The following is a 19,733-nucleotide window of genomic DNA, read 5'->3' on the forward strand; positions in this document are numbered from 1 at the left end:
ATCGTTACGGAGGGATCATCTTGCTGAGAACGCTGCCACTGAACCAACGCGGAGTCCCGGCCAGCCGCATTGCCTTGGGCTGCATGGGACTTGGCGGAGGCTGGGATCATGAACCGATTACAGCTGAACAAGTAAAGCAGGGCCATGAAGCGGTAGAAGCCGCGCTGGACATCGGCATCAACTTTTTTGATCATGCCGATATTTATACCCGCGGAAAAGCTGAAAAGATCTTCGGACAGATTTTCAAGGACCGTCCGGGCCTGCGGGAAGAGATCATTCTGCAATCCAAATGCGGAATCAAGCTGATCGAACCGGGAGAATCCTCCAATGTCTTCGATCTCTCCCGGGAGCATATCCTGAGCAGTGTCGATGGGACTCTTGCCCGCCTGGGAACGGAGTATATCGACATCTTGCTGCTCCACCGGCCAGATCCACTAATGGATCCCGAAGAAGTCGCCGAAGCGCTGCACCAGCTCAAGGCGGCGGGAAAGGTGCGGCATTTCGGGGTCTCTAATATGAGCGCAGCCCAGATCAAGCTGCTTCAGACTTATTGCGATGAACCCTTCATCGTCAACCAGCTGCACATGAGCCTGGCCAAAATCAGCTGGGTCGATGCCGTGATCAGTGTTAACCGGGAGCCCTGGAAAGATATCACTTTCCCGGAGGGTACCATCGAGCACTGCCGCGCTGAGAACATCCAGCTTCAAGCCTGGGGCCCACTGGCCCAGGGAATATTCAGCGGACGCCCTCTGGACGGGCAGCCGGAGAATATTGTGAATACCGCCGCTATGGTGAAGGCGCTGGCCGAAGAGAAGAATACAACGCCGGAGGCGATTGTCCTCTCCTGGCTGATGAGTCATCCGGCCGCCATCCAGCCTGTGTAAACGTAGGTACGGTTATTATGTCCGTTATAACAAAAATAGCCCCCCAATAAAGGAGGGCTTGTTCTATGTTCATTTAGTGTTACCCGGATTATTCTTAATCAGCTCAAACAGTCCGGTGGAAGCCAACCCCGCAAATGCTCCGGCCCATAGCCGCGGCGCTAGATCCAGATCAGTGAAGATGTAGCCAGCCCATCCAACGATAAGGCCAATAATCAGCCCGATAATAGGCACAAGGTTCTTGGGTACGCTCACCGTGGCCTTAACCATCTGCAGTAGCGCCACAACCACGGCAGACAGCACCGTTGCGAAGATCATCACTTGATTCAACATATCATTCATTTGTCACACTCTCCTTCGGGAATATTAGTACTCGCTTGGTGTTGATAGCATCCGGGTCCATAAACACATTCTTGACCAGTCCTAGCGCCTGTAGGTCGATGGATTTGATATAACTGGTCCCATTAATAATCTTCGTTTCAACCGCAGTTCCATTAATGACGATGGATTTCTTTTCAAACACCCATGTTTTCACGCCCAGAGTAACAAGCACCTGTTTAGCCGGAATCCAGCTGCGTCCGTCAATGATTAGGCCTGGGAAAGGATCATTACTGCCGATCACGATATCAACTGGTTTAACTCCGGCCGGCAACGGTGCGGCTGCTGGAGGGGCTTCTATATAAGTGCGGCCGAAGTATTGGCATATGCCCCGGGCAATCTCTTCCGCACACTCTGACCGGTATGCATCCGACTTTAGCAGCTGCGCTTCTTCTGGATTGTCCATAAATGCACCCTCGATTAGCACGGCTGGCATCTTAGCCTCCCGGGTAATGTGCAGGTTGTTCGTCTTCAGGCCGCGGTTAATCAGCGGCGTACCCTTCACAAGATACTCCTGGATATTCAGCGCAAGCTTCTTTCCGTCCTTGTACCCGTTACGGTAGAAGATTTCTATCCCCTTCGCTTTCGGGTTCCAGGTGCTACCCATGGCGTTAGCATGTACGGACACCATAGCATCTGCTGGGCGGCCGAATCCGTTGGGAATGGTATTGTTCGCCAGGTCTGTGCGCGTCTTCAAGGGTACATCTGAATCACCGGCTGATACATGGAGCACATCGAAGTCATTACGCTGAAGGTGAATGATCAGTTTGTCGATCACCGCGCGGTTGAATTCATTTTCGTGCATGAATGTGCCATCAGGGAACGTTGGTGTTCGCTTACCGGCCGTTTCCATGCCGTGGCCGTCATCTACGGCTATCAATAGTTTCGTCATTAGTTGCTGACCTCCCGGGGCAATAGCCCCCTGTGATTGTTTCGAAAACATACTTAAGTTCCTCGCTAGCGACTTCTTTGAACGCCCAGCACCACGGTATTCTCTTTGGGGTAGAAATGGCTCCCCGCCTAGCTTTGTGATCTGTTTGATGGTCCACGACTTGAATTGAACCTCCTCACTTTGGAAATACGGAAAATGCCTCTCCAGGTAATTTCTGAAGAGGCGCATTCCGCTGATTCGTCCGATTTGATACACACAAAAAATAATTACGGCGTCCCACTTGAAATTGTCTGCCGATTTGTAGAGGAAGTACGGCAGATCATAGAATAAGAACTGCATCATGCTCCACAATCACATCACCGCCATAGAGCAATTTGTTCCTACATTCAAGGCCACAAAAAAGCAGTACCAGATAGAGTGTCTCGTCTGATACTGCTGATTCTAAAAATTCGGCTTCGTCATACTGGATTAGTTCTATCATTTGATTACTCCTGCATCTTGCAACGCTGAATTGATCTCGATGTATATATTATTAATCTGCTTTTGAATCTCCCGGATCTTTTCTGTACGTTGCTTATCTGTCAATGATTTATCTGCGGTAACTTCCTTCTTATAATCACGAAGTCCGGCAAGTTGCTTAGATGCAGATCCCTTAGCAGACGAATTAAGCGCCTTTCTTAGGTCATCGTTATACCAGGAAGGTAATTCCACGCCAGCCTCGTTGTAATTGGCATACGCTTGATTAAGTTTGTCCTTAGCATCATAGAAGTCTTCAGTCAGCGTGTTGCTGAACTGCGGATCTACAATGAAGTTTTTAAGCAACGTATTACGTGTATTCCCCTGACCCAAGTCAGAAGTCAAAGGAAGTACCAACCGCGCCAAGTCTCCTCCATACGACTTAATGATATAATCGACCTTCTGCGGCGACATGTCCAATGACTTGCCTAGCTGTTTAGCTACTGCGCTGGTGCGTTCGTCATACTGATACGGTCTGCTGCGGTCTTGTAATGCTTTAGACACGATAGGAGCGCCGGTAAAGCTTTGGTTTGCTACTGAAGCAACAAACGGTGCTGCCACAGTAGAATTTACCACACCGGCAACGCTTGCTTCTGCGCCTCCACCTTTTGTTAATCCTTGTAACGCTCCGGTTATGAGTGGTGGTGTCCAGGCGTTTGCTAAGGCATCCATAGTTCCCTTGAATGCGTTTGGATCGTTGTCCTTGAAATACCTTAATGCTTCGATTGTCGCTTCTCCAAAGCTGTTGTACGCTGGCTCCATCGGAATACGGACGAATGTACCATCATCGTTTTTCTTGACGATCAGAAAGCGAGTGCGGTCCCGGGCTGGTAGTTGCTGATAGTCCGGATCATCCCTGAATTTTGCATACTCATACAGCTTAGGCAGCACAGCCAATGTGCCAATGGCAGCAACGGTCCGGACTGGGTTATTCTTGAATGCCTGTAGTACACGGTACGTACCTTGAATGGCTGGGTTATTATAGGGTATAAATGCTTCAATATCTCTGCTTAATGCCCCTTTTCGAGAAAAGTTTACAGTTATCTCTCTACCTGCGCTCATAGCTTTTCTTATATTATTAGGTGTAATTTGGTTACCTAAACTTTGTCGCTCAATTTTAGATGCTGCGATACGTGGGGCATTTTCGGCGATATTTCCGATTTCCTCTAGCGCTTTAAAAGGTGCTTTTATTGTCTTCAAACCGATTTTCGCAACATTCTGTGGTGAGAATGTAGGATACCGCGTCATATCAGATATGCCAGTGTTTAAGCGCCGATCTCCCTTAAGTGATGCCGTGTATCCACCTCCAGCACGCCGGTATTCCTGCGCCCACTTCCGTAGACCTGGAATACCCAAGGAATCTCCAATACCACTGAATATTGAATAAACGGTATAAGCGATCTGTTTCGGTGGGTTTTTGGACTGTATAGCCGACTGTGCAAGGTCCATCGTAGCGCCTTTGATCGCAAATGCTGGGGCCAGCAGACCGGTTGCTCCGCGCTTGGTCGCGTTTGAAAATGCGCTCATGGTATCAATAAGGATATTTGAAGCTTGCGGACCCATCCCAATCAGCGTTTTGACAATCTCCGGATCTTCTACCTTGATGTGTACTGGCTCACCATTGACCATAGCCCGGACGATATTGTCGCCGTCCACTTTTGATGTGCTGAATAGGTCTTTAAAGTCTGCGTCCAGCGCCTCTAGGAAGTCATCTTGTCCACCATTTGTGAGTACTTCCTTTAGATTCACCTTACTCTTTGGCTGCTTCACAATTTCTGCAACGCCTTTGAAAGCATCCGGATCTCGCTTAATGGCATCCACCATAGATTGCATCGTGCGATTACGGAGGGCGGCGTTTGTCCATGCTCCAACTGATTCGATAGTTGATTTGCGTGGATCTACGATATTCCGAACAGATCCGGTAGGGCTGACTTGCTGAATCGGTGCCTTTTGACCACTGAATGAAGATTTCGTGGTCTTCTGGATGAAGTTCTTCCCAGGCTTTTCAGAGCGCAGAAACTGCCGGCGCATTGGTGAATAATTCGGATTCTTCTCACGTAGTGCATTGTACAGATCATTCGATATCAATCCTTCTTTGACTCCGATCTCCCGCAGCACATTATCATTGAATTTATCCCATTCCTTTGCAATGTCTTCAAATCCAGGATAACGGGAGTTTAATGTATCGATGCGCTGCTGTACTTTTTCCGGAGTCATTTCCAGGTTCTCAGCATATACACGCTCTCCACGGGACATACGGGTTTTGGCATGTCGCAGCGTGATGTAATCAATAAAATTTTTATCCTGGCCGCGTGCGACCTTTTTGAAAATGTCGTCAAGGCTACTGCCGATTACTTGGCCTTCAAGATTGACAAATTCTTTGCGCACAATGTTGTTGGCAAGGTTATTGGCCCGGGTTGCGTCCATAGCAGATTCATATGTGTCACTACTGATCCGTTTCAACGGGTCCAGGTTATCTACGAGGTTTTGATATGTCGCCCGGGCCTGTGCTGCTGCAGCCTGCTTGATGCCCTGCTTATCGTTCTTGATTCCCCGGCGTACAATCTGGTCGGCAGTATCTACCGGACCGGTACCGACTCTGACCGTACTTCCTCCGGATGAGATGCCCAATCCCTGGTTACCGAACAGGTCCGTGAACATGTCCTGACTCTGCTTTTGAGCCGTTACATCCGGAGCAGCATCTACCAGTGGGACAGATGACTCTGCTTGATTAATACCGGATATTTCAGTAATTTCATTACCTGCATGAACTTTACTTGCAGTTTTCCCAAGTTGAGGATCACTCTTTAATCCCCATAACTCAACTGGAGAATCACCTACGCGAGGTGTTTTCGTAAACGGAATTGGTTTTCCATTGATTCCCCACCGCTGTTCTCTAGAGTTCCATGACAAAAGGTAAATACCATCATCTCTAACCACAATTTTAGGTCTAGCTTCTTTATTAAGTCCAAAATGAGAACCTACCCGAGAAGCTTCATTCTTATCAATATATACAGTCTGTTCTGAAGATTCCTTCAATCCGACATCTTTTGTATCATGACCTTCATGTAGCGTTTTGTTTCGAGTGGTGCGTCCATTTTTGTCGACTGAATAAGTACTTCCCTTAGATGTTTTAAACGTTGTTTTCCCTGAGTTTGGTGACTGATTAGGCTCTTGTCTGCTGATGGATGACACTTCCGGTGAAAGCTTCGTCTGATCAAACTGGCCACTCATGATGTAGTCAATATCGTCCTGTGTTAGATTGTCCACACGGTTCAAAATATCCTGTTCCCTACTGAGTGGCTGGGAAGGAACATTTTCCTGCGCCGGTCGCCGCGGAATAGTAGCAGGTGGCGCTTCTGGTGGCGATGTTATTTCAGCACGCGGTGTTCCTCCGGCACGTCCGGCTACAGTCTGAGGTGCTGCTGCTGGACTAATAACCTGCACTGGATTTCGTTCTGAACTGCTCCGCACCGGATTACCAATGCCGTACATTTCTCTTTGGTTCTGCAGATCGCGAGCGGCACTAACCATTCCCTTTGCCGGTGTAGATGTAGTTTTAGATGGATACGCTAAACTAATCAGCTCATCCAACCCAGGGTCATTGCGATCAGCCATCTGTGACCAAAGGTTCTCAAGCTCAATATCTTCTCGTCCTGGGCTGAATTCACGTTTTTGCGCCTCGCTGATGAGGTTTTCAAACTTCTGTCGGTAAATATTAACCGGAGCACCTTTACGTGCTACCGTAGGGCCCACAGTGTTACCCTGTGGAAGTGCGAGTGGCTCAGGCGTGAAGTCTGATGGGTTAATGATGGGATCATTACCAGCCGGAATATTAGAGCGTTCTGCTGCAGCTGATTGTCGTATGGTTCCACGGCCTTCTGGTAAGGCTAATACTTCGGTTATTGTTTCTTCCGGAACTCCTTTGTTCCTCATATATTTAGCTAATGCAGAACCACCGGTTAATCCAATGCCAGCACCGGCTAAAGTATATGACGCTACATCCTTTAACCTTCCTCCTAATGACTGCTGCTGTCCTGACATTGCCTGTTGCGCTTCATTAGCTGCACCCATAGCAGCACCTAAACTACCTACACCAATGGCACCGCCCACAGCCTTGCTTAATATTGGATTTTGAATTCCACGCGAAGCCAATCCGCCCACGTTAATTCCCAGGTCAGTGAGTCCGCCTAAGGCAGTAGAAACACCCACATTCTTCAGGCGCTGTGAAACGTCCTGCTGATTACCACCAAATCTCTCTTCTGCTTCTTGAACTGCTTGTCTTGGAGCTTCGTATGCTGCACCAGCAGCGGCGCCTCTCACAAGGCTCTGAATGGCGCTAGGAGCGTTCTTAATAATGGGAGCTGCAAGAGCACTACCGGCTTTATAGGCAATTTGACCGCTACCCAGAGAACCTATTACGTCTGCAATCACGCCACCTTTTACATTTTTAGAACGATCAATCTTGTCTTGGAACATATCTCGTGATTCCTGCGGTCCAATCTTTGTAAACATCCGATCTGCTAAGTCGGTTAATCCAAATGTCGCACCAGATTTTACGCGGTCCATGAATGCGTTGAATCCGTTCGCCGCATCTGTGAAGGAAAAGCCTTTATCTTCTGCTGGTTTTTTATCAATCTTAGCCACATTAACCCCGGTATCATTCAAATACTGCTGCGCCGCCATGGGTTCATTCCGTACCGCCTTAGCAAGTTCAGACTGTCGAGGATCTCCGATAAGGATTCCTGTTTGTTTCAGGAGCTCAGGCATTGGTGTGCTTGTGCTTGCGTTTGACATTGCTAGCTCAGTCTGTTTCTGTCTGAATTTATCTGCCCGGCTTGTTACCGATTGTGTTTGTGATGGCGTGGCGGTTAATGTGCCAGAAAGAGCAGAACTGCGGATTTCCGCAGCTCTTTTTCTCTGTTCCTCTATGAATTTTTCGTGTCGGGTTGCCATATTCCCACTTCCTTTAGCTCAACATTTTAAGGGCATCCTGAAGTTCGGATTTGAACCGGTTAACAACACCTTGACGCACAGCGTCGGATGAACTAGCAAAGTATTTCTGTCCGTTGTTCTTTGCTCTCTCTGCATACACCCGCAATATTATTTCTTTGTCACTCATGCCTGGGGTAATACCGGCATTTTTAAACACCGTGGCAGCTCCTCCGGATCCGTGCTGCACAGATGTGGACCACAATACATCCTGCAGCGCCGTTGACCGGTTCGATACATCTAGGCCAGTTGATTTTTCAACCTTGCTTACAGCTGGGGAAAAATGCGAACTTTGAATATAATCATGCTGAAGTTGTTCGAATTTATCCGGATACTTTGCGGCAATTGTTTTCCACGCAGAATCAAACGTGGATCCACCTACTGTTTTTCCTGCAAAAGCGTTGTATATTGAAGGATCTGTCTTCTTGAGATAGCTTAGAAAATTGTTCATGTTACTTTTGATAATCTGATACGATCCATACGACTTGCCGCCGATATCTCCAGGAGTATTTGCAATCGTGCCGGGGTTTCCACTTGATTCGTATTTCCTGGACAAGGCTCCAATAGATGAGCCTGTGGAACCCCGGCTACCTACTCCCCCAGGTATTGTTTGTCAAACGCTGCGATTTCTGCTGGAGTTAGGCCAAGTAATGCCATGACCTGTGTGTCCTGACCGTCCGGAAGTCCAACAGATAATACCTTTTGATACAAGGAATCTTTATCTGCTGATGTCAATGGAACTGGTTTACCCAGGGCATCTGTTTTGGTGAACTCAGATTTCAAAGAGTCATACACTTGATTTGCACTGATACCACTATATTTTGCTGTTTCCGCACTGCCGTTAAGACTATCACCATAATTTAGCCACGCCCGAGAATTTTCATCGTTTGATATCGCAAGATTAGCTTGTTGATACGCTGTTTGGTTCTCTTCAGATAGCTTACGAAGCGCGTAATCTAGTCCGCCCTGTTCTTTGTCATAATCAAACTTAGCTTGCCATTGCGTGTCTCCTATGGAATCTCGTGCCTTTTGGTATGCTTGTTGTTCCAACTGATAGTTCTGGTTAAATTGTGTATTCTGCTGATTGGATGTAAGAGGTGTTCTAGGGTCTGCGGCCTGTCTGTACAGACCTTTCCAGTCAGTTTGAGGAGTGACTGCACGTCCGGTTGTATTAGCCACTGTCGATGCAGCGTCCAAGTTAGCGCCCTTTGTTTGGAGATCCTGAGCCTGGCCACCGAGTGTGCGAATACTAGGATTATTTTGACTTGCCTGTGCAGCCGTCTTATTCGCTGCGTAGAAGCTTGGGTCAATACCTAGTGACTTCAGTTGGTTGCGGATCTGATCGGCCTGTGAGCTGAGCCCTGCACGTTCCTGCGCGGTGATACCCTTTACTTCTGCTTGATTTTTTAGCCCAAGTAGATTTTGAATGGCTACCTTCGCTTCAGCCGGTAGATAGTTACCCGTCAGTTGTCCTTCTGTAATCGGATTCTGGAAGTCCTGCTGGTTGTAATCTTGGTATAGGTTACGCTGGTTTCCTATGCTGTCCTTGTACTGCTGGTAGGCCTGTTGTGCGTACTGTGGCAAGATGTTATTTGCAACGTTCTCTTCACTCTGATGGGCTAACTGGTTAGCAACTGTTTCGGAGTATGAGGACTTCCCTTGGCCCGTTGCACGTAGCTGTGCGTTGGTGTTCTTCTGGTTGACCTGTAAGTTCTGCTGAGCCGCCCGAAGTGCCGCCTGATAAGCCGGATCTGTGTCAGCGTTGTAACTAAACGGTGTATTCACAAGATTAGCCTGTGCTGACAGGGCCTGCTCTGTTCGTGGTTGCGCGGTAGCTGTTACCATCTTCTGTGCGGCTGTTGTTGCTGCTGTCGGAACCGTGGGCACCGATGGTACGCCGGACTTTACATTATTGGCGGCTTTAATGGCCGCAGACGGTAGCCCGGTGGGCAGTGGCTGCTTCGGCATCTGGCTTACACCTGAAAGAGCGCCAACTGCTGCTGACGGTAGAGTCTGTGTCGCTCCTTTTTTGGTTTTAAACGTGTCTACAGCCTTTTTCCAGGATTCTGAATTGAATATGCTGGACATGCTAACCCTCCTTTTCAAATGCAAAAAGGACCCCATATGGAGTCCTATGGCCGATCTATGATTTACTTAAGTGTAACAGGTGTAGGCAATACCTTTTGATTATTTTTGTATCACATTGCCGTATAAAAACCGATATGCTAAGATACAATTAAAGAAGGAGCCGTGCGCTAACACGACTCCCACGTACAATCCGCTATAAGAGCGGTCGGCTTTCGGAAAAAGCGTCATAATAGACCGTTATCCTTCCACGGGGCGGTCTATTTCTTTTTGTTGAAGGAGAGAATAAGAATCACCAGTGTTGAGAATTGAATCATCAACAGTAGCGCATCTTTCACTTCCACAGGCATCACCTCCCTTCCGGGAGATTAGCCGACCGCCCTTATGCCATTGTACTGGATAATTATATCAGACCGTACCTTTGTTTGGTATGGTCTTTTTATTGACCTTGAATCTTGCGATTTTCAATTTCTATCCATCCGTTTTGAGTGGTAAATACTCGCGTTTCACCTGTAATAATGTTGTGTTTTACCGGCATTGTGTCTCCGTTATTCGATCTATATTCCATGTACTTATATGGCGTAGGATAGATCAGGAACGCGAATGCCACCATAAGAATCAGTCCACTGACAACGATGATAGCAGCCTTTTTCATTGTGCTTGCAGCTCTGCGAGTTGGGCTTCAAGAATTTTTATTTGATTTTGTGCATCAGAAACTCTTTTTTCCGCTATAGCTAGATGATCGTTTAAATATTGCAATTTTTCTCCAGTGTAATTACCTGAAGCTATTGATGCTTTCATGGTATCAATAGCTTCATTTGTTACTTTAATTGTCTTTTTATATTGCTCAATTTGCAAATTTATATCTTCAGATGTAAGTTTAGTCGATCTGGTTGGTGTTGCAGTTGGAATTGGTGCTGGAGTTGATGATGCACTTGGAGTTTCCGTTGGAGCTATAGTCTGTACTGGTTCCGTATCACTCAATATTACCACCCCACTATCATATCCGACATTTAACCCTGAAGCTTCTCCGACTACTCTTACAGGGGCATAACTTGTACCATTAATTATTACAGCCGACCCAACATCTTTTCCGTTTAGAGATACAACTGCAGTGCCTTGAACCTTTTGCCCAATCAAAGATTTAATTTCTTCTGCAAAAACAGAAGTTGACATGGTGAGAATTGCGCCAACAAGGAAACCCACAAAATATTTTTTCATGGTAAACTCCTTCACGTTACATTTTTCACCAATATACCATATTAACTATGGACCTTCTAGTGCTTCAAGCCGATCATATATCTCATTTAATTCTTGCTGGAGTGTTTTGCTTTCTTGTTGATTATATATTGCAGCCCAATTATTAAATATTACTGGTGTAGATGTTAGCGTTATTCCATTAGGAGCATAAATCTCCAAATCTCCAAATATTGTACTGAACCTCGCCCTGAGTGTTCCTCCTGTCCAAAATTCAATAGCTGGTGCACCACCATAATCTGGCGTAATTGATACATATGTGTTTGCGTTAAAGTACGCCTTAAATAGATTACCCTCTGAATCCATTTCCACACGTGGATAAGCATTAGCTAGGCTCTGCATCAGAAACTTACTCATGACCACGTAACCAGATTCATACACCCTGAACGCTGCTACTGGTCTGTCTGCATCTCCTGCCCATATTCGCAGATCGTCCACATCTGGATCAGGGTCGCGTTTGCTGGACAAGCCAACTGCTTTGTCCTTGGATGATAGGTCTGTTAAATCTACGTTAAACCCGCCAATCTCTCTGGTATTGCGGCTGTCCATATTACCGTTGATAGTAAAGTCCAGGTCCTTCGCCATCATTGCTACCGTATTGGCTAATTGTTTGACATACCTTTGAAGCTCCTGGACATTATCGGTGTTCGGTGGAGAAGCTATCTTTGGCGCTTGCCATATACCCATAATGCATCCTCCTTAATATAGTGGAAGTTGGCGCTGTTGTCGGGTGTGCTCATGCATCCGCATCCAGCCGGTTCCGTGGAATTTAATCCGGATGTAATTTTCACGAGCATACTTTGCTACGGGAATAATGATCCGTTGTATTTTAATGCCGCCAGTACCTGTTATGCTCTGCATGAGTTCCCAGTCACTGTCTCCACTGGCTGACTTGGAAAATGAAACGTTCAGTGTGCTTCCTGCTGCCAATTCCGCGAAGATAAACATTTTGTACCACCGCATCTTTTGGGCCATGGATGAGTTAGTGAATGGCTTGGTTATGGCATACCAGTTAATGGCCGTACCTCCGTCAGTCATCCCACCCAGCTTAAGCACACGGCCCTGTGAATCTCCTACGTATACTTGATTATCCAGTGTAGCAAACACCAGAGGATTGAAATCGCGCCATACGGACCATGCACCTACGCCAGAACGCGAATCAAAAACTAAAGTGGTATTTGTGTTTGTTTTGAAATAGAGTTTGTCCACGTCAGCGCCGGCGCAAGAATCTGATATTCCAGTCAGGTATCCACCGACAATGTCCGAAAAGTCATTGTCCGGTATCGTACCGCCGCCATAATCGTATATTCCTTGTTCATCAATGATCCGCATCAACCCGCGCTGCGTGGTCCATGACTGGTTGTTCATGATGCCCACATCATCTACGATCAGCCGAACAGTAAAGTTTGAAGGCAGCTCGCCATACATCTCAAATAGAGCATTTTTCATGCCTATGGTCAGCTTGGTTAAACTCCCGGACAACATGATGATACTTTCTCCGCGCATGGATTCTGTATCTTTTGCAAATGAATCTTCTTCAGTACCTTCGAACAGTTCCCATTGTTCTGGCTGATCCAGAGCGCAGGAGTGTAGCTCCTTGCCAATGGCACCCCACAACCTGTTTTGATAGGTCGTGATGTAGTTTAGCCCGGCTGGTGCACCAACTAGATCCGCAATTGTGGATCCATCATATTTTTTTGCGCTAATACCATTTGTTCCAACTAAATTTATTTCAGCGAAGTTTCCCTGAAATACAGTGAATGACCACTTTGCAGTTGTAGATAACCCCGATGCAAGCGTGGTCCATGTGCCGCCGACAAGTTTTCTCCAGGTCCCATCGTTAAAAACCGCATGTATTTCACTCTTCCAGAAGGATAATCCGAGTACCGCAGTGCCGAATGTTCCTAATACGGTGTATCCCGGACGAACGGTAAGCGCTGGGTAATCATCACTGGATACATTGGAAGAATCAGTAAAATAGCTATCGTCAAGCATGAACGGATCATAGGTGTTGATTCCTTGAAAGGTACGAATAGAAGCCGGGGGAAGAATGCCCCCCAGCTGCTGATACTCCGTTTTCCCGTATTGAATGACCATTATGTCACCGCCCCGGCGTAATTCTGTGCAGCCACGTTCCAGGCCGCTTTGTATTGCTGCTCGTAATTCCCTGCTTTAATGGCATCGTCTTGCGTGTTAGCCAAAAACGAAGCCAATGCGGGGATATAAGTCCAGTGATATTCCTCCGGCGCGTCAGGTGAAACTCCAATATATGATTGCGTGAAATTGGCTGTAGCTATTGTGTGAGATCGAACGAACCCGCGAAGCCCAGATTGGTATGGTGGTGGATATAAACTAATTTTATGTGTGCTGTCGCTGAAGCTAAACGTATTTTGCAAAGGGTTTGTAATTTCTGGAGTTAGTTCGCGGTATTTAATTAATCCGCAGAATACTAAGTCAATATTTCTTTTCCTTACGTAAATTCCAAGCGTGTACTGCTCTTGATCCTTTACAGATATAAACTCGTCCATTTCTGGTATCTTTACAACGTTAAAAAAATCTTGATTGATGGAGTTTAGCTGAAGAATCTTGTCTGACAATCCAACTTCATTCGGAACAAGTAAATCAGCTTCAGCGATGATTTCAGTTAATAACATAGTGCACCTCCTTATACTTCAGCCATCCATGACCACTTTAGTGTAAGACCCGCCACAGTTGGATTAGCATAATTAAAATAGATATATGTGGCATCCACAGTTACATTAAACTGGCCTAAATCTCTGGTCTGCGTAGATGCAGCAGAAGCCACGGCATAATTCGGAATAGCGTATAAACCATGGGCAACCTGATACGTATAAGTAGACGATGTACTACCTATGGAAAAGTTTCCTGAATTTTTACCAAAAAGGTCATCCACACGATTATTTTCTTTCTGTGTGCGTGTTCCTGTGTCTGTTATAGGTGTAGTAACGCCACCAAATTGGTTTTTATCAATCCGACAGTTTACTGAATATGTCCCAATATGAACTCCTTCTTTGCAGAGAGAAACATTATTGTTATTGATCTGTATGGAATAGGCGGTGAAGGTAAAATCCTTACCGTTTATATATACAGCAGTTGAAAAATTCCTAAAAAAATTATCATGTATCTTCACATGCTGTACTCCACCAGATCCTGCAGCTGCATCAAGGAAAATTCCCTTGGCGGTCATTGTCGGCGAGGTGTAAACACTGTATGTGAATATTTCGTTATCATGTACAGTGCCTTCGATGGTGTTTCCGTTCTGGCCTGTGATCAAAATAGCAGTGTCTACTTCATCCTTACAAGCAATGTAGTTGTCATGGATGTTAAACCCTCCCCAGTATCTCAGAATGATCGGGGCCTTACAAAAATCAAACATTCCATCTGCCCAGGTAAAAACGCCTCCATTTGCGAACTCCGCACCTATTACGCAAGCAATAGCTTGACAGTTAGAAAAATGGAATCCAGCAAATAGGTCCGGTCTTGTTAGTGAACCGGTTCCATACGCACCACGATAAATGTTAGCAAATATACAGGAAGTGAAATGTAGGTTCATCGCCCCTCCTAATGCATCACCAATCAGTTCAACGCCTACCGCTGTACCAAATGGTCCAAGCCAGGACAACCCTGCAGTAAATATGCAGTTTGTAACTGTACTTTCCCTGGATCCATAGATTTTCAGCAGCGATCCAGCATTACTCTCAGAGTGGAACCACACATTTTGCATCTTGAATGAGGGTATCGCCCCAGCGTTCCATATTTTATTGATGTAAACCCCGTTATTGCTTCCAGTCGTCACGATTTTACAGTTCTCTATGATGATTTTGTGGTCTGTATTAGTATCTGTTTGAATCAATGGGTTCGCACTGCCTTTGATGACCGATGTAAAGCCGTTACCCATGATCGTAAGTGTTTTATTCGCGGTTACTGTTGTATTGATGATGCACGTTGCTGGAATCAATAGTATTCCGCCAGTGGATGGCATCGCCGCAATAGCCGCAGCTACCGCAGAAGAGTTATCCGTCACGCCATCAAACAACCCATAATCCTCAACGTTGAATATTCTGCGGTTAATGAATCGTCGATCAGAAGCGTCTAACCGGTCCTGGAGCCAGCCATATGAGATGTTATACGGAGTACTGTACCTTGCTATTGCTGTTTCTGATCCATCACTCGATCCTGTTACGGAAAGCTTTAGCAATGTCAGCAATGATTCATATGCAGTATCTACTTTGTTTTGAGCTCCACCGGGAGTTTCATACCTTGAGTCCGATTGAGAGGATATCTCTTCAGTGGTCGCATCTCGCCAAGGGACATTAGTCATTATTTTCCTCCTTATAGTTCGGCATCAAATGCAATGCGCTTATTTACAGCGCTTGCGGATAGTCCATATGGTCTAAATGCTGTAAGTGTCGATGACGTACAACGTAATGTTAATATCCGCAATCCGTTCTTTCCTGTCTGTATGGTCAAATCAGTTAGCGCCGACGTGGCATTACCGTCATCTAAGCTGAAATCGGATGGTGTGACAACTAATGTCGGTGCAACTCTCATTTTAGTAGGTAGTACGCAGGTCACTAAAGCAATTGTTGTCGATGCAGCGTATCCAATTCCAACAGTGGCATTTGCATTTACAGCATCTGATATTTCAGTGTAATACCTTTGGCAAGCATACATTTCATCCGCGATGCTACGCTGTGCGAACGATAATGCAGTATCTCCTGCGCTTAGTTGCACCTGTGCGATATCAACCGTACCTGAACCTAAGTAAGTTTCAACACTTGCTGTATTCAGTCGAGCGTTGATTGTTGATCCCCACATATGCGCAATATTCACATCTAACACATCATCATCATTCGTTCCGAACGTCTTTCCTGTGAGTGTATTTGTGGTAAAGGTGTACTGGTATTTAGCCCAAGATGTTGTTAATGAAAATGTCGTTCCGGAAAGAGTTTCTATTGCTGTTGGGCTTCCACCTGTACCATAGTTTTGATTCAACCACACGCCCAGTCGTTTTGAAGCAATGGAACTCCTCGCCCAAAAGGAAAGGGTGACCTTTTTGGATGCCCCGCATAAATACCTTGTCCCATTCTCAATCTTTTGTGAGGTAATTCCGTACGAAGTGGTACCCAAAGACGTTCCCGCACCGCTGAACTGCAATCTTTGAGCGTAGTATGATCCATCTAACTCTCCCGGAGTTATGGCTAATCTGGACTTTGTTATTGTAGGTAGCGTTCCGCCATCTGGAACGTTGAATGATGCCCATCGGTCTGCTAAGTAACCTGTAACAGTAGTGGTTGATGTACCTCTTTGCCATACATCGAAATTCCCATTTATGAGGGCCTGTCTTTTCATGAGTAATGGTATATTTGTGAATTGCGTTTGAATCGCACTTGTGACTCCATCTAAGTATCCAAACTCAGTATTGCTCACAACTCCTGTACCGATCTTAGAGGCATCTATCGCAGCGGACGCATTAACATCAGCGTTGACGATTACACCTGGAGCAATTGCTGTAACTCCATCACCAAGACTGGTCACATCACCGGTATGATTAGGATGGGTGTAGTTGTTGGCGTTGTTAGCGATACCGTCAATCTTCGCTTTGTCTGGACCGGTCATGAGTCCGCTGCTCCCGCCAGCAACTGCCGCAGGGATTACATCTGTTCCTCCTGTAATATGGCTTAGAGCATGTGGACCTGGAAGGGATATTCCCGTTGCTGTGATAATCTTTGTGTTGTCACCATTAGTTACAGTAATTCCTACACCGCCCACAATTTCAGGCAAAGCTTCGATCTCCGCGTCTGTATACTCTTTGGCATCCATAAGCGATGTATCTGCCTTTTGCTGCGCCCCGCCCGGCGTCTCATAGCGCGGATCATCTGTATTTGCTATTTCATCTGAGGTATTACGTCCGCGGTTCCATGTGTATTGATCAGCCATGCAATCACCATCTTTCCTTCACGACATATCGTTCGTAACCGCTTGTGGCTGATGTGTACTCTTTATAAAGTTCTTGATACCTATTGTAGAAGTTTCCGTTGTCCGGCATGATGTCCTTCAACACTCCATACACCAGTAGCATGTCAAAGTCCGGGTCAAAACCGCTACCACTATTCAAGTCATCTATCGTCAGTTCGTTGAGGATCGCGGTGTAAAATACCTTGATTCCGTAGAACGTATCATAGATTGGTGGTGGATATACTCCGATCTGCCCGGAGACAAAATAGTAGTACGGCCCACGCTCACGCTCATCAAACTGCCGTAGGGGAATTCTGCGCCAATCAAGGGCATCATCACCGAATGATTGGTTTGTGTATATGGCTTTGCGTATAGCTACCTCTGTGACGTTGCCAGGAGGGCATATAAGGTCCGTTAGTCCATTACCTGCTTTCAGGTCGAATGCTTGGTTAAGTACGTCAGACTGAGCCTGTGCAGGGCTGAGATTACGCAATAGGCGGTCACGAACCTGTATGATCTTGCGTAGAAGGGATACTACCGGTGTAGTGTTCTCTGGTAACTTTTCAATGATCTCCTCAACAATTTCTTGCACTAACATGTCATCACCCCTTTACGCCGGAACGCGAGGCTTACGGCTTGTACGCTTACCCGTTTGCCCCTCCCGAACAATGTTCTTTTTCATCTCCGTTGTTTGCTGTTTCGGTGCTTCTCTTTCCAGCAACTTCTCTAATAGTTCATTCGTTCTATGCTGCGCTCTGACCAATGCATTTAAAGCATCCAGTTCCATGCGGTAATTTTCCATAGTAATAAAAGAAAAGAGGGAGCTAAAAAGCCCCCTCAGTCCTTGTCCTCCATTCCGCCGTGATTACGGATCCAGTTCACCATTATGTTCCATAGTTCAGCACCCTTCTTTTCAGAAGGGCTCATTTCTTTTGTTATTCGCTGCAAAGTGATGTATGGAACCTTTTCTGACTTCACTTCCGTTTCCCATCCAACCTTCTGCGGGTTACTCATTGCCATCACTTCCTAATCACTTGGATTGTCCACGTGCCAGAAGCTAGGTCGATGGTTCCCGCCGTGGGATTGTAAAAGGAAATCTTGACCGCATTTGCTGCGGATACAAACCCTTGATAGATCACGCCTTGAGTGTCGTATGCCGGTGGGAACACCTCCACACGATCACCCAGGGCTGCACCAGTAACGGTAATGGCCGCAGTTACAGCACCAGTTACAGTCGCCAAACTTGCCGGGTCAATGGTTGCATCAACCCGGATCAAGTTTGTGATGTATTTGGCAGTAGCTTTGCCGATGCTTTTAATACCAATTGAAGATACGTTCATGATAATCCTCCTTATAGTGGGAAATTCCCGTATCCCCAGGCCCAATCAACTGTACCAAACGAGCAGCGTTTCACGACTTTGTATTTAGCGACTTCAGTATCAAAATCAGTGATAGAACCCGTTTCAGGAAGTCGGCGGTTGAACCACTTCATGGCGTTCATCATGCGGGTGGAGTCTGCCAGCACCCAAGCTTTAGGGTTAGTGAAGAATGGATTGACCACGACCTTAATGCTGCCATCGGCATACACATTCAAATTGTGGTCGGATGTTCCAGGTTCATAGTTCATTTTTGATCCAGGGTCAGGCAATCCCGCAATCTGCAGCGCGGTACGTCTCATAGCCGGGGCCACAAATAGAGTATCACCCATTGCAGCCATCAGGTTGCCTTTGTCATCCTTCCAGGACTGCATAGCCACGAAAGCAGCGTCAAAGTTGTCAATGGTAAGATCAAGCACACCCTTGTTGGACTGAGTATCCACGGAGTTTGTAGGGCTGTATGGATGGTCTGTAGCAAACAGCGCTTTACCGTCAGGCAATGCGGCGTTGTACAAACGTCCACGGTAATCCACGGCTGTCGTGGTCTTGTCTCCGTTGTTCAACCATTGAGCGCCTTGCATTTGCTGCGTCTTGTACACGGCATCAGCCAGTGAACGGATACGGTCACGGATAGCAGTCAGTTTCAAATCATCTACGAAGTCACGGTCAATCTCACGGCCCAAGGAGTATTTGGAGTGTGTAAAGTATTTCTGCCAGAGTTGGTCCACATCTTCATACTTGACTTGGTTGTTCGAGAACTTCCAGTCTTCCATCAAACCTTCGCCGCCGATCATTTCAACGCTTTCAGTGGCTTTATCGGACTTTTGTACATCAAACATGGAAGGAATATAGTCCTTTTTGTTAGACATTTCACGCGTATATAGACCGCTAAATACGGATTCGAGTACATTTTTATCCCACTGCAATGCTGTAGTTGGCATTTGTATTCCCCCTTATTAGCTGAATGTCCGCAGTTTAACTTTTACGCGGCATGTAGTTTTATTGGTGTTAACTTCAAGAACGGAGAACGGGCCACCGGTTACGTCAGAAGCCAGTACAGTAAGACCGTCCGTGGATACGTCTGCTGTTGTCATTCCTGGGAGGAATGTTGCGTCAGCTGTTCCAGTGTAAGGAGCATCAAACCAGTCGCCTTCACGTGCAATAACTACCTCAAGGTACTGATCTGTGCCAGCTGCAAGGGTTTGGTTAGCGAAGCCAGCGACTGCCGCGCCGTTTGTTGCTTTGGTCCAGCGACCACTTACGAGTTTCACGGCTTCACCCAGTACGAAAGCTTCAGAGTTGGTTGCCAAGATAGAGCTGATTCGGTGCGTAGGAGCGCCGTAATCGTTGAATGCGAATTTAAACGCCATGGTTGAT

At 46.4% G+C, this 19,733-nt stretch carries 19 protein-coding genes; 1 reads left to right on the forward strand and 18 read right to left on the reverse strand.

The features are described 5' to 3' along the window. Positions 1-20 precede the first annotated feature (20 nt). Entirely contained in the window at positions 21-884 is an 864-nt protein-coding gene (locus AC0MA3_RS21020; RefSeq protein ID WP_474657611.1) for an aldo/keto reductase, read from the forward strand. Positions 885-953: 69 nt separating this feature from the next. Here AC0MA3_RS21020 and AC0MA3_RS21025 read toward each other — a convergent pair whose 3' ends face one another. The 18 genes from AC0MA3_RS21025 to AC0MA3_RS21110 form a co-directional block, all read right to left on the reverse strand. Then, entirely contained in the window at positions 954-1,223 is a 270-nt protein-coding gene (locus AC0MA3_RS21025; protein WP_474657612.1) for a holin, read from the reverse strand. After that, positions 1,216-2,151: an N-acetylmuramoyl-L-alanine amidase family protein gene (locus tag AC0MA3_RS21030; RefSeq protein WP_474657613.1), complete on the reverse strand. Its 936-nt coding sequence runs from the start codon at positions 2,149-2,151 to the stop codon at positions 1,216-1,218. The genes AC0MA3_RS21025 and AC0MA3_RS21030 overlap by 8 nt, the downstream gene beginning before the upstream one ends. A gap of 319 nt (positions 2,152-2,470) precedes the next feature. Continuing rightward, a complete protein-coding gene (locus tag AC0MA3_RS21035) occupies positions 2,471-2,632 on the reverse strand; it encodes a hypothetical protein (RefSeq protein ID WP_474657614.1) in 162 nt (53 codons plus the stop codon). Further along, the gene (locus tag AC0MA3_RS21040) at positions 2,629-7,623 is read right to left on the reverse strand and encodes an LPD38 domain-containing protein (protein WP_474657615.1); all 4,995 of its coding nucleotides are present in this window, start codon (positions 7,621-7,623) and stop codon (positions 2,629-2,631) included. The genes AC0MA3_RS21035 and AC0MA3_RS21040 overlap by 4 nt, the downstream gene beginning before the upstream one ends. Before the next feature lie 13 nt (positions 7,624-7,636). Beyond that, complete coding sequence (locus AC0MA3_RS21045; RefSeq protein ID WP_474657616.1) at positions 7,637-8,215, reverse strand: VgrG-related protein; 579 nt, start codon at positions 8,213-8,215, stop codon at positions 7,637-7,639. A gap of 35 nt (positions 8,216-8,250) precedes the next feature. After that, the gene (locus AC0MA3_RS21050; RefSeq protein ID WP_474657617.1) at positions 8,251-9,747 is read right to left on the reverse strand and encodes a hypothetical protein; all 1,497 of its coding nucleotides are present in this window, start codon (positions 9,745-9,747) and stop codon (positions 8,251-8,253) included. Positions 9,748-10,004: 257 nt separating this feature from the next. Next, complete coding sequence (locus AC0MA3_RS21055; protein WP_474657618.1) at positions 10,005-10,094, reverse strand: putative holin-like toxin; 90 nt, start codon at positions 10,092-10,094, stop codon at positions 10,005-10,007. 301 nt (positions 10,095-10,395) lie between these two features. Next, positions 10,396-10,965: a hypothetical protein gene (locus AC0MA3_RS21060; protein WP_474657619.1), complete on the reverse strand. Its 570-nt coding sequence runs from the start codon at positions 10,963-10,965 to the stop codon at positions 10,396-10,398. A 45-nt stretch (positions 10,966-11,010) separates the two neighbouring features. Further along, positions 11,011-11,688 (reverse strand): hypothetical protein, encoded by a 678-nt coding sequence (locus AC0MA3_RS21065; protein ID WP_474657620.1) that lies wholly within the window; start codon positions 11,686-11,688, stop codon positions 11,011-11,013. Positions 11,689-11,700: 12 nt separating this feature from the next. Next, a complete protein-coding gene (locus AC0MA3_RS21070; protein ID WP_474657621.1) occupies positions 11,701-13,098 on the reverse strand; it encodes a hypothetical protein in 1,398 nt (465 codons plus the stop codon). After that, on the reverse strand, positions 13,098-13,655 hold the full coding sequence (locus tag AC0MA3_RS21075) for a hypothetical protein (RefSeq protein WP_474657622.1): 558 nt from the start codon (positions 13,653-13,655) through the stop codon (positions 13,098-13,100). The genes AC0MA3_RS21070 and AC0MA3_RS21075 overlap by 1 nt, the downstream gene beginning before the upstream one ends. A gap of 11 nt (positions 13,656-13,666) precedes the next feature. Further along, complete coding sequence (locus tag AC0MA3_RS21080; protein ID WP_474657623.1) at positions 13,667-15,343, reverse strand: hypothetical protein; 1,677 nt, start codon at positions 15,341-15,343, stop codon at positions 13,667-13,669. A gap of 11 nt (positions 15,344-15,354) precedes the next feature. Further along, a complete protein-coding gene (locus tag AC0MA3_RS21085) occupies positions 15,355-16,962 on the reverse strand; it encodes a hypothetical protein (RefSeq protein WP_474657624.1) in 1,608 nt (535 codons plus the stop codon). Positions 16,963-16,966: 4 nt separating this feature from the next. Next, positions 16,967-17,578: a phage adaptor protein gene (locus AC0MA3_RS21090; RefSeq protein ID WP_474657625.1), complete on the reverse strand. Its 612-nt coding sequence runs from the start codon at positions 17,576-17,578 to the stop codon at positions 16,967-16,969. A 239-nt stretch (positions 17,579-17,817) separates the two neighbouring features. After that, the gene (locus AC0MA3_RS21095; protein WP_474657626.1) at positions 17,818-17,994 is read right to left on the reverse strand and encodes a hypothetical protein; all 177 of its coding nucleotides are present in this window, start codon (positions 17,992-17,994) and stop codon (positions 17,818-17,820) included. Between the two features lie 5 nt (positions 17,995-17,999). Beyond that, entirely contained in the window at positions 18,000-18,320 is a 321-nt protein-coding gene (locus AC0MA3_RS21100; protein ID WP_474657627.1) for a hypothetical protein, read from the reverse strand. Positions 18,321-18,331: 11 nt separating this feature from the next. Further along, complete coding sequence (locus AC0MA3_RS21105; RefSeq protein ID WP_474657628.1) at positions 18,332-19,297, reverse strand: Mu-like prophage major head subunit gpT family protein; 966 nt, start codon at positions 19,295-19,297, stop codon at positions 18,332-18,334. A 15-nt stretch (positions 19,298-19,312) separates the two neighbouring features. Continuing rightward, a complete protein-coding gene (locus tag AC0MA3_RS21110) occupies positions 19,313-19,726 on the reverse strand; it encodes a hypothetical protein (protein ID WP_474657629.1) in 414 nt (137 codons plus the stop codon). Positions 19,727-19,733 lie beyond the last annotated feature (7 nt).

Source organism: Paenibacillus sp. LS-5, from assembly GCF_056121505.1.